Source organism: Variovorax sp. LARHSF232 (genome assembly GCF_052871435.1).
Window position 1 is genome coordinate 34492 of record NZ_JBIXJS010000012.1, and the last position, 15103, is coordinate 49594.

The 15103-nt window shown below is 66.6% G+C and carries 12 protein-coding genes; 8 read left to right on the forward strand and 4 right to left on the reverse strand.

Annotated features, from left to right (window positions below):
- Window positions 1–235: 235 nt before the first annotated feature.
- The 4 genes from ACIPRI_RS23410 to ACIPRI_RS23425 all read left to right on the forward strand — a co-directional run bounded on the left by ACIPRI_RS23410 (window position 236) and on the right by ACIPRI_RS23425 (window position 7015).
- The gene (locus tag ACIPRI_RS23410; protein WP_446623896.1) at window positions 236–2500 is read left to right on the forward strand and encodes a DUF6351 family protein; all 2265 of its coding nucleotides are present in this window, start codon (window positions 236–238) and stop codon (window positions 2498–2500) included.
- Window positions 2501–2584: 84 nt separating this feature from the next.
- Window positions 2585–3580, forward strand: a complete 996-nt coding sequence (locus ACIPRI_RS23415) for a tripartite tricarboxylate transporter substrate-binding protein (RefSeq protein ID WP_446623897.1) — start codon at window positions 2585–2587, stop codon at window positions 3578–3580.
- Window positions 3581–3732: 152 nt separating this feature from the next.
- A complete protein-coding gene (locus tag ACIPRI_RS23420; protein WP_446623898.1) occupies window positions 3733–5679 on the forward strand; it encodes a sensor histidine kinase in 1947 nt (648 codons plus the stop codon).
- Window positions 5672–7015, forward strand: coding sequence for a sigma-54-dependent transcriptional regulator (locus tag ACIPRI_RS23425; protein WP_446623899.1), 1344 nt, complete (start codon window positions 5672–5674; stop codon window positions 7013–7015). Before ACIPRI_RS23420 ends, ACIPRI_RS23425 begins: the two co-directional genes overlap by 8 nt.
- A 55-nt stretch (window positions 7016–7070) precedes the next feature.
- Here the strand turns inward: ACIPRI_RS23425 and ACIPRI_RS23430 are convergent, their stop codons facing one another.
- The 3 genes from ACIPRI_RS23430 to ACIPRI_RS23440 all read right to left on the reverse strand — a co-directional run bounded on the left by ACIPRI_RS23430 (window position 7071) and on the right by ACIPRI_RS23440 (window position 9834).
- Window positions 7071–7373, reverse strand: coding sequence for a DUF1214 domain-containing protein (locus ACIPRI_RS23430; RefSeq protein WP_446623900.1), 303 nt, complete (start codon window positions 7371–7373; stop codon window positions 7071–7073).
- Window positions 7374–7378: 5 nt separating this feature from the next.
- A complete protein-coding gene (locus ACIPRI_RS23435; RefSeq protein ID WP_446623901.1) occupies window positions 7379–8296 on the reverse strand; it encodes a SphA family protein in 918 nt (305 codons plus the stop codon).
- Window positions 8297–8385: 89 nt separating this feature from the next.
- Window positions 8386–9834 (reverse strand): patatin-like phospholipase family protein, encoded by a 1449-nt coding sequence (locus ACIPRI_RS23440; RefSeq protein WP_446623902.1) that lies wholly within the window; start codon window positions 9832–9834, stop codon window positions 8386–8388.
- Window positions 9835–9978: 144 nt separating this feature from the next.
- On the opposite strand from ACIPRI_RS23440, the gene ACIPRI_RS23445 reads away from it, so the two are divergent.
- Window positions 9979–10443, forward strand: coding sequence for a ferritin-like domain-containing protein (locus ACIPRI_RS23445; RefSeq protein WP_446623903.1), 465 nt, complete (start codon window positions 9979–9981; stop codon window positions 10441–10443).
- A gap of 145 nt (window positions 10444–10588) precedes the next feature.
- A complete protein-coding gene (locus ACIPRI_RS23450) occupies window positions 10589–11281 on the forward strand; it encodes a CBS domain-containing protein (RefSeq protein ID WP_446623904.1) in 693 nt (230 codons plus the stop codon).
- A 6-nt stretch (window positions 11282–11287) separates the two neighbouring features.
- On the opposite strand, the gene ACIPRI_RS23455 is transcribed toward ACIPRI_RS23450, so the two are convergent.
- A complete protein-coding gene (locus ACIPRI_RS23455; protein ID WP_446623905.1) occupies window positions 11288–12787 on the reverse strand; it encodes a PhoX family protein in 1500 nt (499 codons plus the stop codon).
- 316 nt (window positions 12788–13103) lie between these two features.
- Between ACIPRI_RS23455 and ACIPRI_RS23460 the strand changes: the two genes are divergently transcribed.
- Together ACIPRI_RS23460 and ACIPRI_RS23465 are read left to right on the forward strand one after the other, a co-directional pair.
- Window positions 13104–13664, forward strand: coding sequence for a lipid-binding SYLF domain-containing protein (locus ACIPRI_RS23460; RefSeq protein WP_446623906.1), 561 nt, complete (start codon window positions 13104–13106; stop codon window positions 13662–13664).
- Between the two features lie 317 nt (window positions 13665–13981).
- Complete coding sequence (locus tag ACIPRI_RS23465; RefSeq protein WP_446623907.1) at window positions 13982–14692, forward strand: YebC/PmpR family DNA-binding transcriptional regulator; 711 nt, start codon at window positions 13982–13984, stop codon at window positions 14690–14692.
- The last annotated feature ends 411 nt before the right edge of the window (window positions 14693–15103 follow it).

The following is a 15103-nucleotide window of genomic DNA, read 5'->3' on the forward strand; positions in this document are numbered from 1 at the left end:
CTCTGACGGCGCCAGGCCGGCACCGCGCGTGCCATTTCCCGGACAGCGCGACCGTTGCATGTCCGGATTTCCAGCCGCATCGGCCCGGGAAAACCACGATCCGCGTCCCGCGTTTCCTTTGAATTCAATGGGTTGCAAGCCATGCCCGGCGTGGCATGCGCATTGCTTTTGAGCGCTGGCCTGCAGGGCCCCGCGCCCTTCGGTCATTCCAACACCCATGAAGGAGACAAAGACGATGTTCCAAGCCCAGAAGAGGTTTCGCACGCGCCAACTGCCCGCAAGGCTCAGCGCCTTGTCCGCCGCGCTGCTCCTGGCTGCCTGTGGCGGCGGCAGCGACGGCGGTGGCTCCGGCAGCGCCACCGGGGCCGCCGCCTCGGCCAAGCCCACGGTGCCGGGCGAGCCGCGCAACAGCGAGCCGACGATCCGCATCGGCGTGCTGTCTTCCAAGCCGCACCTGGTGTCGGGCGACGACGCCCTGGTCGAGTTGGAAAAGCTGGTGCCCCAGCCCAGCACGGACTTCTCGGTGACCCTCAACGGAACCGACGTGACCGATGCGTTCCAGGCGCATCCGGTCACCGGCCGGCTGATCGCCAGGCTCACGGGCCTCAAGCTCGGCGACAACGACCTGGTGGCCAAGTTCCGCGGCTATCGCGCGCACCAGGTGCTCACGACCTACCCGGTCACCGGACCCATGATCTCGGGCCCGCACGAGCAGCCCTTCGTCTGCGGCTACGAGACCTTCACCCGCATGGGCGGCCAGAAGCTCACGCCGACCGGCGACGACAAGTGCTCGGTCGTGACGCGGGTGGACTACTACTACCGCACCACCTCGGGCGGCAACACGCGCTTCGTGCCGGAGAGCATCACCGCCTACCCGGCCAACATGGCCTACCTCACGGTCAACGGCAAGACGGTGCCCTACGTGGTGCGGCTGGAAAGCGGCACCATCAACCGTGGCCTTTACCAGTCGGCGATCCTGCACGATGTGCTCAACGAGCCGCCGCCGTCGCCCACGTCGAGGCCGGCCGGCTGGACCGGGGGCCTGATCTACCCGCTGGGCGGCGGCTGCCAGGGCGGCTGGTTCCAGCAGGGCAATGACTTCGCCACGCTGATCAACCCCACCTACCAGAGCCGCGGCCTGGCGGTGACCACCTCCACGCTCAACGTATTCGGCACCAACTGCAACGACCAGCTTTCGTCCGAGACCATCGCCATGGTCAAGGAGCGCTTCGTCGAGAACTTCGGCGTGCCCGACTACACCATCGGCACCGGTGGCTCGGGCGGCTCCTACCAGAGCCACCAGACCAGCGACAACTACCCCGGCCTGTTCGACGGCGTGGTGGTGAGTTCGGTGTTCGCCGACGTCACCTCGTCGACCATCTTCAAGCTGCACGACTCGCGGGTGCTGAACAACTACTTCAACGACCCGGCGACCGCCGCGCTGAGCTACACGGTGGCGGAGAAGCAAGCCATATCGGGCTACCTGCAGATCGGCAACATCCCGAACATGAGCAACAGCGCCGGGCGCCTCGACCCGGTGGTGTCCTTCCCCTCGGGCGTGCCGGCGGCCCAGCGCTATCACCCGGTCAACAACCCGACCGGCGCGCGCGCCACGGTGTGGGACCACACGGTCAACGTCTATGGCAAGACGGCGGCCGAAGGCTTCGCGCTGCGGCCGATCGACAACGTGGGCATCCAGTACGGCTTGAACGCGCTCAACGAGGGCAAGCTCGGCATCGACAAGTTCCTCGACCTGAACGAGCGCGTGGGCGGCGTGGACCGCGACATGAAGCGCACCGCGACCCGCACCGTGGGCGACATCGACGCGCTGCGCCGGGCCTACCAGTCGGGCCGCATCGTCGACGGCGGCGGCGGGCTGGCGTCCACCGCCGTCATCGACTTGCGCGACTACAACGACCAGGTGGTGAACGGCGACATCCACACCAAGATCCACTCCTTCTCGATGCGTGAACGCCTGCGCCGCGCCAACGGCGACATCGGCAACCACGTGATGTGGACCAAGGGCGCCAGCAGCGCCGAGGCCTTCGATGCCATGGGCCGTTGGCTGCGCGCCGTGAAGGCCGACACCTCGGACCGCACGCTGGCGCAGAAGGTGAGGGCGGACCGCCCGGCCGACCTGAAGGACGCCTGCTGGGCCAACGGCCTGAAGTATGAGGAAGAGCAGACCGCGTTCGGCCCCGGCGCCTGCAACACCTTCTACCCGGCCGGCACCACGCCGCGCATGGCGGCCGGCGGCCCGCTGGCCGACGACATCGCCAAGTGCCAGCTCAAGCCGCTCAACCCGTCCGACTACGGCGTGATCTTCAGCGGCGCGCAATGGGCGCGGCTGGCCGCCGTCTTCCCTGAAGGCGTGTGCGACTGGACCAAGCCCGGCGTGGGGCAGCAGCCGCTGGCCGGCACCTGGCTGTCCTTCGGGCCCTCGCCGGTGAACCTGCTGTTCGACATCACGGGCCTGGTCACGCAAAGCGTGCTGCAGTAGTGATGCATGGGCCGCCGGGTGCGCCCGGCGGCCGCCTTCCTCGTTCCCTTTTTCCACGATCTGTCCGCCTTGCGGAGTGACACCTTGAACGCTTCAACAAAACTCAAATCCCTGGTCCTGGTTGCTGCAGCAGCCACCGCTTCCTTGGGCCTGCATGCCCAGACCTTTCCCGACGGCAAGCCCATCACCATCGTGGTGCCCTTTTCCGCCGGCGGCCCCACCGACCGCGTGGCCCGCGACCTGGCCGAGGCGCTGCGCAAGCCGCTGGATGGCGTGAGCGTCGTCATCGACAACGCTGCCGGCGCCGGCAGCACCATCGGCAACGCCAAGGTGGCGCGCGCCAAGCCCGACGGCTACACCCTGCTGGTCACCCACGTGGGCATGGCCACCACCCCGGTGCTGTACCGCAAGCTCAGCTACAACTACGAAACCGACTTCGAGTACTTGGGGCTAATCAACGACGTGCCCATGACCCTCATCGGCAAGCCGCAGCTGGAAGCCAACAACTTCAAGGACCTGCGCGAGTGGATCGCCAAGAGCGCGGGCAAGGTCAACCTGGGCAACGCGGGCATCGGCTCGGCGTCGCACCTGTGCGGCCTGCTTTTTCAAAGCGAGCTCAAGGCCGAGATGACCACCGTGCCCTACAAGGGCACCGCCCCGGCCATTGCCGACCTGATCGGCGGGCAGATCGACCTGTTGTGCGACCAGACCACCAACACCACGGGCCAGATCGAGGCCAGGAAGGTCAAGCCCTACGCGGTGACCACGCTCAAGCAGCTGAGCACGCCGGCCTTGAAGGACATTCCCACGCTGGACGAATCCGGGCTGAAGAACTTCCAAGTGACCATCTGGCACGGCCTGTACGCGCCCAAGGGCACGCCGGCGCCGGTGCTCAAGAAGCTCAACGATGCGCTGAAGGTGGCGCTGAAGGACCCGGAGTTCATCAAGAAGCAGGAGGGCCTGGGCGCGGTGGTGGTGGCTGACAAGCGCGTGGAGCCGGCCGAGCACAAGAAGTTCGTGCAGAGTGAAGTGGCGCGCTTCGGGCCCGTCATCAAGGCCGCGGGGATTTACGCGGACTGACGCGGGGCGGCGGTCATGCGGCCGTGCAGCACGAGGGTAATTCCGCCTTCGCGGCTGGAGGAGGGCATCCCTATGATCCTTTCCCGTTGTCGCCAACTCAAGCCGCGCCGCTTTTCATTCCCGTGTCATCGCTTCTTTCGGCAGGACGCGCCGTGCTGAGGCTCTCCCAGCCGTACCGCGCCAGCCTGGCCGGCTCCCTGGGCGAGCTTCGCGAGCATTCGGCGCCGCGCGCGCGGTGGCGGCGCTGGGCGGCCGTGGGCGTGTGGGGCTGCCTGCTCGCCGTGGCTGGCGCGCTGGCCTATCTGGCAGCCGAGCGGGCGGGCATCCGCTCGCTGCAGCAGGGCACATTGCATCAGCTCGACATCTACGCCACCGGTCTGCGCAGCGAGCTCAGCCGCTACGAATACCTGCCCCAGGTGTTGTCGCTCAGCCCCGACGTGCTGGACCTGCTCCGGTCTCCCGGCAACGACGTGCTGCGGCGCGACGCCAACGTCTACCTGGAAACGGTCAACGCGCATGCGCAGGCCAGCGCGAGCTACGTGATGGACGACGCGGGCCTGACGCTGGCGGCCAGCAATTGGGGCCAGCCGGGCAGCTTCGTGCAAATGAATTTCTCGTACCGGCCCTACTTCCGTGACGCGATGGGCGGCGTGCCGGGCCGCTTCTACGGCATCGGCACGGTGAGCCGGGAGGCGGGCTACTACTTCTCCTTCCCGATCTCCCATGACGGGCGGCGGATCGGCGTGGCCACCGTCAAGGTGGGCCTGGACAAGCTCGACGCGCCGTGGGCGAACTCGGCGGACAAAGTGTTGGCCATCGACCGCAACGGCGTGGTGGTGCTGTCGTCGGTTGCGGCGTGGAAGTTCCGCACCTTGCGCCCGCTGTCCACCCAGACACTGCAGCAGCTGGCGCAGACGCGCCAGTACACCGAGGCGGGCGTGCTCACCGCGCTCGACCTGCGCGAGCACCAGCCCTGGTCGGGCGGCGCGGCAACGGTGGTGCAGATCGGCACCGACGCGCCGCGCGCAAAGGCTGCCAACGGCGGTTTCGGCCCCGACCTTCTGCTGGACAGCCGCCCGGTGGACGGCACGGACTGGAAGCTGATCATGCTCTCGGACATGGGCCCGGTGCATGCCTTCGCGCGCACGGCCGCCGTGATGACCATGTTCGCCCTCGTCTTTCTCACGCTGCTGGTGCTGTTCTTCCAGCAACGGCAGCGCATCGTTCACCAGCGGCTGGCGGCGCGCGAGGCACTGCAGCGCGCCTATGACGAACTGGAGCACAAGGTGCAACTGCGCACCGAGGCGCTGAGCGAGGCCAACCTGCACCTGCAGACCGAAGTGGCCGAGCGAAAGCGCGCCGAGGAAATTCTGAAAACCACCCTCGAAGACCTGGTGCAGACCGGCAAGATGGCCGTGCTGGGCCAGATGTCGGCCGGCATCACGCACGAGCTCAACCAGCCGCTGGCGGCGCTGCGCACGCTGTCGGCCAACGCGGTGGTTTTCCTGCAGCGCGGGCAGGCCGGGCAGGTGGACCTGAACCTGCGCACCATTTGCCAGCTCACCGACCGCATGGGCCAGATCACCGCGCAGCTCAAGAAGTTTGCGCGCCGCTCGGGCGTGGAACTGCAGCCGGTGCCGTTGGCGGACGTGATTGCCGATGCGGTGTTCTTGTTGGGCCAGCGCATTCGCGAGGAACGCATCGCGCTGGAGCAGAACATCGAGCCCGGCCTGTGCGCGCTGTGCGAAGGCAACCGGCTCGAGCAGGTGCTGGTGAACCTGCTGGTCAACGCTTTCGACGCCACCGCGGCGAGTGGCCTGTCGCGGCGGGTGCGCATCGTGGCGCAGCGCACGCCCGAAGGGGTGGCGCTGGAGGTGCATGACAACGGCCCGGGTATCGCGCCCGAGGCGATGCCCCGTCTTTTCGAACCTTTTTTCACCACCAAGGAGCAGGGACGGGGCCTGGGCCTCGGCCTGGCGATCTCGGCCGGCATCGTGCGCGACTTCGGCGGGCTGCTGCGGGCGGCCCGCAGCACGCTGGGCGGCGCGGCCTTCGTCGTCTCCTTGCGCAACGGACATTGCGAGATTGCCCATGACTGAACCCAAAGCGCTGGAAGTACTTTTCGTGGAAGACGACGCCGCCGTGCGCCTGGGCAGCACCCAGGCGTTGCAACTGGCGGGCTTGCGCGTATCCGGCTTCGGCTCGGCCGAGAAGGTGCTGGCCCAGGTCGTGCCGGGCCTGGCCGCGGTGCTGGTCACCGATGTGCGGCTGCCGGGAATGGACGGGCTGGAACTGCTCTCGCGCGCCCTCAGGATCGAACCCACGCTGCCGGTGATCCTGATCACGGGCCATGGCGACATCTCGATGGCGGTGCACGCGATGCGCCTTGGCGCCTACGACTTCCTGGAAAAGCCGTTCTCGCCGGAGCAGCTGAGTGAGGTCGTGCTGCGCGCCCTGGAAAAGCGCGCGCTGAGCCTGGAGGTGGAACGCCTGCGCAGCCAACTGGCGGGCTATGAATCCATCGAAGCCCGCTTGATCGGCCGCTCGCCCGCCATGCAGCGGCTGCGCCGCCTGGTGCGCGACCTGGCCAGCTCCGACGCCGACGTGCTGGTGCTGGGCGAGACCGGCACCGGCAAGGAACTGGTGGCGCGCTGCCTGCACGAGGGCAGCCGGCGGCGCGGCGGCAACTTTGCCGCCATCAACTGCGGCGGCATGCCCGAGGCGCTGTTCGAAAGCGAGATGTTCGGCCACGAGGCCGGCGCCTTCACCGGCGCGGCAAAGCGGCGCATCGGCAAGGTCGAGCACGCGCGGGGCGGCACGCTCTTTCTGGACGAGATCGAGACCATGCCCATGAGCCTGCAGGTGAAGATGCTGCGCACCCTGCAGGAGCGGCAGTTCGAGCGCCTGGGCTCCAACGAACTGCGGCCCATGGACAGCCGCGTCATCGCCGCCACCAAGGCCGATCTGCTGGCCGCTGCGCGCGAAGGGAAGTTTCGCGACGATCTTTACTACCGCCTGGGCGTGGTGGTGCTGCAGCTGCCGCCGCTGCGCGAGCGCCGCGAGGACATTCCCTTGCTCTTCACCCATTTCGCCACCCAGGGCGCACTGCGCCACGAGCGCCAACTGCCGCCGGTGCACAGCCGCCACCTGGAAGCGCTGATGGCGCACGCCTGGCCGGGCAACGTGCGCGAACTGCGCAACATCGCCGACCGCTTCGTGCTGGGCCTGTGGGATGGCGAAGCGCGCATGCACGAGGCCGCGCGCAGCGAGCGCAGCCTGGAAGAGCAGATGGCGCAATTCGAGCGCTACCTGATCAACGAGGCACTGGAAGCCTGCAACGGCAGCGCCGCCGCCGCGGCCGAGCGGCTGGGCCTGCCGCGCAAGACGCTGTACGACAAGATGCGCCGGCTGGGGCCGCTGAAGGCCGTGGCGTAGCGGACTTGTTCGCAACGCCCGCGTGCGCGTCCCGGGCGATTGGCCCTTCACGGAATCATGGCTTGACCTCTTCGATCTCGCCCGGTCGCCATGTCTTGCTGAACCACGGCTCCAGCGGGCCGTAGAGCCGGATGACGGCGAACCGGCCCTTCTTGGGCACGCTCTGGATCCAGTTGGCCTCTTTGCCGGCAGGTGCCTTGGGGCCGAAGAAAAGGTCGACCGACCCGTCGGCGTTGACGATCAGCTTGTCACGCTTGTTGTTCTTGCTGGGGAAGGGCTGAGAGGCGCGGCAACAACTTGGGGTCTGTGGATTCGTTTCATCATCTGTTCCTCTTGCACTCCAGTGCGCTGACTTCACTTGCCTCACGCGCCGAGCGGGATGGCCAGCGTCAGCCAGGTGTTCCAGCCCTCCGGCCGGTTCTTCGCATCGAACTCGTAGTAGCCCCTGAAGTTCACGTACCACTTCTTGCCCGCCACCGGAAAGAAATAGCCGACCTGCGGTCCGATGCCGGATACCTGTGACTTGAAGTCACCCAGCACCGCGCCGGAGCCGCTGTCGCCGCTCAGCTGCATGTAGAAGTAGCCGGCCACGCCCACGTGGAGCTGCTCGGAGACGAATTGCGAGGCGGCCCAATCGAGGTGGGCGTCGACGCCGTTCTGATAGTCGGTGTCCTTGTTTTTCCAGTTGTAGGTGAAGCCCAGCACGGCCGAAAACTCATGGCCCTTCTTGGGATCGAGGTAGGTGTAGCCGCCGCCAGCGTCGAGCGACCAGTGGTTGGTGCCGAGGTTGGCCAGGCGACCCGCTTCGTAGCTGCCCACCGGCACGCCGGCCATGGTGTAGGCAAGGAAGTTGTGCTCGCCGTGGTTCCACTTGAGCTGCGCCATGGGGTACAGGTCGCCCACATTGGTGAGCGAGTCGCTCTGGCTGCCGGTGAGCACGCCACCCCCCGGTCCGGTGAGCGTGCCGTTGATGTCGACGTTCATTCGCCCGAACACGCCGGTGAGGGTGAACGACGCCTGCCCGCCGGCGACCGGTGCACCAAGCACATAGGTGGGTGCGATGAACATCAGATCGGCCCTTGCCTCCAGCCCGGCCGTCACGCGGCCACTCAGCGGGAACGAGCGGCTGCCGCCTGCCTCGGCGTTGGTGTGGTAGTAGACGGCTGGCAGGCTCCAGCCCGCTTCACCCGGCACGGCGGCGAAGCTTGAGAACTGGCCGGGCAGCCAGAAGCTCACACCGCCTTCGTCGGCGGCGGCGGGGCGGGGTGCGAGCAGCAGCACGCTCGCTACCGGTAACGCTGCAGCGCAGGCCCAGAGCGGACCAATTCGAACAGGGCGTGTTGTGGAATGCGCCGATCGACGAGGTGTCATCACTTCGCTCCTTTCGACGGCCCATCCTGCGAACTGACAACTCTTGCGTCCACGTCCTTCAGCAGCCGCCTGAATTCGGGTGACTCGAGAATGATCGTGCCTGCCGCGGCGCGGAGGCGATCAACGGCTTCCGTTGGCAGAAAGAAGGCGGTTGGCTGCTGATTCAGGTAAGCGATTTCGGCCTTGTCCTTCAGCGCGGGAAACGACACGTCGATCGCATAGATCTCGGCAGCAGGCACGCGCAGAGCCGCGGCCACTTCAGGGTCCTTGTTGCCGGCAAAGGCTGCAGATTGGCGGATCCGGCGCAGGGTCGCCCAGCGCGCCGCGGTGTCGCGCAGCAGTTCAATCGTCTCGTAGGAAAACGCATCGATCGGCGCGCCAGCGGACTTGAGCAGGATGTTCGCGGTGCCGGGCGGGGTCTCCGACTCATCCCAATTGGTGGGCGGCGACGATAGCGAGTTGACGACGAACACCACAATCCGCCGCGCGCCATCGAGCGGCGATGGCACACCGGCACTTTGCAGCGCCTCGAGCACCTGCAATGAATCGAGCACGGCACGCATGCCCACGTTGTCAGATACGCCGCCATCGACGAGGTGGAGATAGGGCCGACGCGCACTGTCGCCATAGGCCAGCCCAGCGTTGAGCGAGCGTATGGCCCGTGCTGCGGGCCGCGGCGGGTTGTCTTTGTCGAGGAACAGCTTCGCCCACTCGGGCGTGGTCGCGTTGCATGTGCCGCCGTAGTTCTTGATCGTGACGGGGGAGAGCACGACCGGCACGGCCGAGGATGCTGCCGCCGCGCGGGACAGCGGCACCGAATCGAGGTCCGAGCAGATGACGTCGAAGACCGCCTGGTTGAAGACGAAACGCGAGCCGGTCGAGATGTCCGTGGCGGACGCCAGGATCAGCGGGCCCTTGCCGCGCTTCAGATCGCCAAAGGTCGCGCGGTCGAACAGGATTTCGTCGTACAGCTCGGCCGCGAGTTCGGAGCGACCCCAGCCCGTGAACCACAGGTTCCCCCAATTGGTCGGGCTCAGGAAGCGGGCGATGAGTTCGCCCTGGACATCGCGTTTCAGAAAGCGCTGCTCGTATTCGCCGAACAGACGCTTGCCGTACAGGCCGTAGGCGAGAGCCGTGAAGCTGCCGCCCGACACGCCGGTAATCACGTCGACCTCGTCGAGCAGGCGCACTCGCCTGCCGCCGGCTCCTTCGATCTCGGTACGCCGCAGGAATTCGAGCGCACCGTACGAGAAAGCGGCGGCCCGTGTGCCGCCTCCTGAAAACGCCAGGATGACCAGGTTGTCCTTGTTCCTGACCTCGGCCTGGCGCGACTCCAGGCGATACCCTCCGCGCGGGTCGGTCTGTGTGATGGGCGGATTGACGGGTCGGCTGGCGCAGGCGCCGAGCAAGACCGACAGCAGCAGCGGCAGGACACGCAGCAAGTTCATAGATCCCTCACGTGGATTGACTTCGGTGCCCGGGGCACTTGGCAGGACGCGCGGCAAGTCAAGGCTTGCACAAGCGCGAGGATCGTGCAAGTCTTGCAGCCGCGCCGCTCGTGCAGGCGTCCATCACACCCCAGGAGGTGAACCATGTCCCAGCTCGACAAGGACCAGGTCGTCGGTGTTCTGAACAAGCTGCTCGAAGCCGAACTGGCCGGCGTGGTGCGCTACACGCACTATTCGTTTCTGGTGTTCGGCTTTTCGCGCATTCCCATCGTGTCGTGGTTGCGGGCACAGGCTGACGAGTCGCTTCTGCACGCGCAACAGGTGGGCGAATGGATCACCACGCTGGGCGCCTATCCCTCGCTGGGCATCGGGCCGCTGCTCGATTCGCACAAGCACGACATGGCAGCCATCCTGCAGGAGTCGCTGGCAACCGAGGGGCACGCGCTGGCGCTGTATCGCCAGCTGCTGTCGCTGGTCGAGGGGCGATCGGTGGCGCTGGAGGAATTCGCACGGCAGATGATCCATGCCGAAGAGCTCCATGCCGCTGACGTCGACAAGATGCTGCGCAAGCCCGGCGAGGTTCGCGCCTTCGCGGAGCGCACCGGCTAAGGGCTCAAGGCCGGGAGCTTGAACAGACTCGCGGCTTGCTGCGCGCCATGGCTTGAATGCAAGAAAATTGCATTCAATCGAAAATAACATTCGTTGTACACGGATTGATCCGAGGCGGAAGATGAGCCGCAAAGGAGCTCACACCATGAACGCCAGAGACGTGATGACCTCGCCCGTGATCACCATTGCACCGCGCACGCCGGTGCGCGAAGTCACGGAACTCCTCCTGGACCGGCACATCAGCGGCGTGCCGGTGGTCGAGGGGGAGGACGTGCTCGGCATCGTGAGCGAAGCCGACCTGCTGCATCTGCATGAAGCGGATGGTGCGGTCGAGTCGTCGCGCAACTGGTGGGGCCGGTTGCTTCGGCCGAGTGCCTCGCCCTTGCACTACGTCAGATCGCACGGCACGCGCGCCGCGGATGTGATGACGCGTGAAGTCATCTCGGTGAACGACGACGCGCCGCTCGGCGTGATCGCTGAAGTGCTCAGCAGACGGCATATCCACCGCGTGCCGGTGCTGCATGGCAATCACCTTGTCGGCATCGTCACCGGCTCGGACATGATGGAAGCGCTGTTGAGGCTCACGCGGCCAACGCCTGAGAGCGTGCGGGCGGACGAGGACATCGAAGCGCGCTTGAATGCCAAGCTGGAGGCCCAGGATTGGTGGAACCCGATCTGGTCGCAGCTGTCGGTCGACAAGGGCATCGTGATGTTCAGCGGCATGGTCGACAACGAGGCATCGCGTGATGCCGCCCGGGTTGCCGCGGAAGGCACGCCGGGGGTGGTCGGCGTGATCGACGATCGTCTGCAGGCCTCGGATTGGCACACGATGGTGTAGAGCGGCTCAAAGCGGGCCGCGTGCCCAAGGCCCCCAGATCGCGAAGGTGATGCCGGGCTGCTGCACATTCACGAACAGCACCTTGCCCGCCGGGTCGAAGCAGGCCCCGCAGAACTCGCTGCTGCGGTAGTCGCCCGGCGCGACCAACTTGCCCGCCGCGGCGATCTGGCCGGCACCGAGGTTCACGTTGTGGCGCGCGAACACGAAGCTCGCGCCGTCGGCGGTCAGGCCAACCAGGCGCTCGATGCGGCCCAGGCCCTGGTCGTCGACGCCGCCGCCGTCCTCGCAAAGCAGCACGCCGCCGCGCGGGCTGATCGTGATGTTGTCGGGGTTGTTGGCGGCCACCGCGTCGAGCGACACGAAGGCGGCCTTGAGCAGGCCCGTGGCCAGGTCGTATTCCCACACCGCGCCTTCGCCGTTGCCGCCCACGCCCGCGGCATTGACGCCGGTGGCGGTGTCCACGATGAAGAGCTTGCCGTCGCTGTGCCAGATGCCTTCGCCGCGCGCCATGCGCAAGCCGCCCTGCGCCCAGCCCTGCGCGAAGGGGCCGGCCACCGAGGTGGTGCCCACGAAGCCGGGCAGGGCGATCGCCACCGGGTTCGCATCGGGATCGGCGATGTCCACCCATTCGATGCGGTGCGTGTCGCCGGTGGACGCGACGTTGAGGTCCGCGTTGGTCTTGCCGACCACCTTGGCCATCTGCAGCTTGCCGCCGGCTTCGTAGCTGCCCGACCGGCCGCTCGCGTCGTTGGGGATGAAGCGATAGAAGCCCGACTTGTTGCGGCTGTCCTCGGTGAGGTAGGCGTAGCGCGTCGTCGGGTCGACGGCCACGGCTTCGTGGCTGAATCGGCCCATCGCGACGATCGGCTTGCCGGTGGTCTCGGCCGCGTTGGGACGCACTTCGAATACGTAGCCGTGCTTCTTGCCGCCTTGCGACTCGAGGTTGCTGCCGGTCTCTTCGCAGGTGAGCCAGGTGCCCCAGGGCGTGGGGCCGCCGGCGCAGTTGGTGAGGGTGCCGCCCAGGCTGGCTTCCATGCCGATCCACTGGCGGCCCTTGAAACGCAGGTTGGTGGTGCCACCGCCGGCAAAGCGGCCGTTCGTGCTGCTGGCGGCGGTGTCGTACATGGCCGGGGCCTGGATCAGGTTGGCCGACTGGCCGCGCTCGTGATTGCGCACCAGCACCACGTCGACGCTGTTGCCGCGGCCGTAGGAGGCCACCACCGCCATGCCGTCGTGGTTGCTCGGGCAAGGCTGACCGTCGTTCATTGGGTCGCCGCTCCAGCCGTAGGAACGGTAGGCGAAGCCTTCAGGCAGCTGCAGCAGCGGCAGGCCCGTGGCTTCGTCCAGCGCCGGCGCGACCGGGCCGTAGGGGCTGGCGACGAGGCCGCTGCTGCCGGTGGCCGCGTTGGCGTTGCGAGATTGCAGCGCCTGCATGGTGCCGACGAAGGCGAGGGCGGCCATCGAGGTCGAGCCGCGCAGAAAGCCGCGGCGGGAATTGAGCGACATGAGAACTCCTGTGGGTGTGGGGTGCCCACATTGGAGAGCGCTGGAGTGTCAGCGCCGTTACAGCGGACGCGCGTCTTGAGAGTTGCAAATCTTGCGAGCGTGCGCTCAAGAAGCCTCGGCACTGACCGCTAGCGCTGCGAAGCTCTTTCAGCATGCGATGGATTGCCCCATTGGGCAAAGGCTATCGGAGGTGCAGTTGGATAGCAAATAACGTCGGATCGTGGCAACATTCGCCGCATCGCCCGAGGGCAGACGTGCCTCCGAGCCTGCCGCCCCTCGTGCTTGGGGCCTCACGACACCTGAAAAGGAGAATGCTGTGAATCGTCGCAAGTTACTCGTCATCAGTGCAGCGTTGACCTCGTTGCTGGCCGGCGGCGCATATGCGCAGGACAAGGCCGCACAGCAGGCCGAGGTCAAGGCGAAGGCCATGCAGGCACTCCAGGACTTCTACAAGTCCGACGCCAAGATCAAAGACGCGGTAAGCAAGGCGCCCGGCTACGCTGTGTTCACTACCTACGGTTTGAGCTTCGGCCTTGGCGGCGCAGGCGGCAAGGGCATAGCGCACGACAGCAAATCCAAGAAGGACACTTATATGTCCATGGCGCAGGCGAGTGCGGGCCTGCAGATCGGGGCGTCCGATACACGCTATCTCTTCATTTTCAAGGACGCTAAGTCGCTGGCCGATTTCATCGAAAAAGGCTGGGATGCCTCTGTCGGCGCGGGCGCGGGCGCAGGCACCGGCAAGGACGATGCGAATGTCAAGGCGGGTGCAATTGCTTTCACGGGTGGCAATGCGTATGTGCTGACCAAAGCCGGCCTTCAGGCGGGAGTCGCCCTGGGAGGCTCGAAGGTCTGGAAGGACAAGGAACTGAACTAGGGGCGGCACGAATTGCGCCGTCAGCGGGCGCAGCGGCGAAACTTGTCGCGGAGCTTCTACTGATTCTCGGGGCACGAAGCAGTCGTTTCGGCCAGCATGCCCGGAATTCCGCTATCGCTGCGAAGCTGTTGTCGATCAAGAGCGTAGGGCTCAAGCTGGGCGCGCGCCGGCGGAGTGGAGGCGGCCTTCAGTGCCGCCGGGAAGCAATTCGGCGGTCTGGCCCGACTGGATCTGTAGCTGCCCTCGCGCCACGGTCCTTCGGGCCTGCGGCAGAATCCTTCACCCGCGGCAAAGCCGAGACTCGAGGAACATCACACATGGGCGCGCAATGGAAAGCCAAGCACAAGGACCTTGCGGCCAACGCCAAGGGACGCTTGTTCGGTAAGCTCGCGAAGGAAATTATGATCGCCGCGCGCAGCGGGGCTGATCCGGCATCGAATGCGCGGCTGCGGCTGGTGGTTGAGCAGGCGCGCAAGGTTTCGATGCCTAAGGAAACGCTGGAGCGGGCCATCAAGAAGGGCGCCGGCCTGACCGGCGAGTCGGTGCATTTCGAACATGTGGTCTACGAGGGCTTCGCGCCGCACCGGGTGCCGGTGATGGTCGAATGCCTGACCGACAACGTGAACCGCACCGCGCCGGAGATGCGGGTGCTGTTCCGCAAGGGTCAGCTGGGCGCCTCAGGGTCGGTCGCCTGGGATTTCGACCACCTCGGCATGATCGAGGCCGAACCGCAGCAAGCGGGGGCCGACCCTGAACTGGCCGCCATCGAGGCCGGCGCACAGGATTTCGAGCGCGGCGAGGAGGGGGTCACGGTCTTCCTGACCGACCCCGTCGATCTCGACATGGTCAGCCGCGCGCTGCCGGCGCAGGGCTTTTCCGTGCTGTCCGCGAAGCTCGGCTACAAGGCCAAGAACCCTATCGATCCGGGCAGCCTGAGCGCTGAGGCGTTGGAAGAGGTCGAGATCTTCCTAGCCGCCATCGATGCAAACGACGACGTGCAGAACGTGTTCGTGGGACTCGCGGGGTAGCTGCCGACGTTCCCCACCGGATCTGCTGCTCACTTGCGCGCTGGCCTGCCTGGTGGTGTTTGTCGCACCGGGCCCGGAAAACATCCTCGCGCTCAGCCGCGACCTGGGCCAGGGACGGATGGCCCCATCCATTCTCCGTGGGCGGCGACCTCGGCATCATGCTCCAACCGATCCGACGCGGAGCGGGCCGCCGCAGTCCCACCGGACTTCGGGTTCAGACTGGGCCCAGTCACTCGCGATCAAGGGCCTGAACGGCAGCTGCGGCGATCACCGGTCGTTCGAGAAACGTAGCCTTGAGTGACCTCTGCACCTCGTCACCGGTCGCTCGACCATGCCCGATCGGGTTGCGGTTCGCGATCGACTGCTTGCGTCCGAAGTGATCGGCTGTACCCGCCCAGAGCCGAAGTAGAC

Excerpts from the sequence above, each read along its gene's own strand:
- ACIPRI_RS23410 (WP_446623896.1), top strand. The coding sequence starts at position 236 with ATGTTCCAAGCCCAGAAGAGGTTTCGCACGCGCCAACTGCCCGCAAGG.
- ACIPRI_RS23425 (WP_446623899.1), top strand. The coding sequence starts at position 5,672 with ATGACTGAACCCAAAGCGCTGGAAGTACTTTTCGTGGAAGACGACGCC.
- ACIPRI_RS23440 (WP_446623902.1), bottom strand. The coding sequence starts at position 9,834 with ATGAACTTGCTGCGTGTCCTGCCGCTGCTGCTGTCGGTCTTGCTCGGC.
- ACIPRI_RS23445 (WP_446623903.1), top strand. The coding sequence starts at position 9,979 with ATGTCCCAGCTCGACAAGGACCAGGTCGTCGGTGTTCTGAACAAGCTG.
- ACIPRI_RS23450 (WP_446623904.1), top strand. The coding sequence starts at position 10,589 with ATGAACGCCAGAGACGTGATGACCTCGCCCGTGATCACCATTGCACCG.
- ACIPRI_RS23455 (WP_446623905.1), bottom strand. The coding sequence starts at position 12,787 with ATGTCGCTCAATTCCCGCCGCGGCTTTCTGCGCGGCTCGACCTCGATG.
- ACIPRI_RS23465 (WP_446623907.1), top strand. The coding sequence starts at position 13,982 with ATGGGCGCGCAATGGAAAGCCAAGCACAAGGACCTTGCGGCCAACGCC.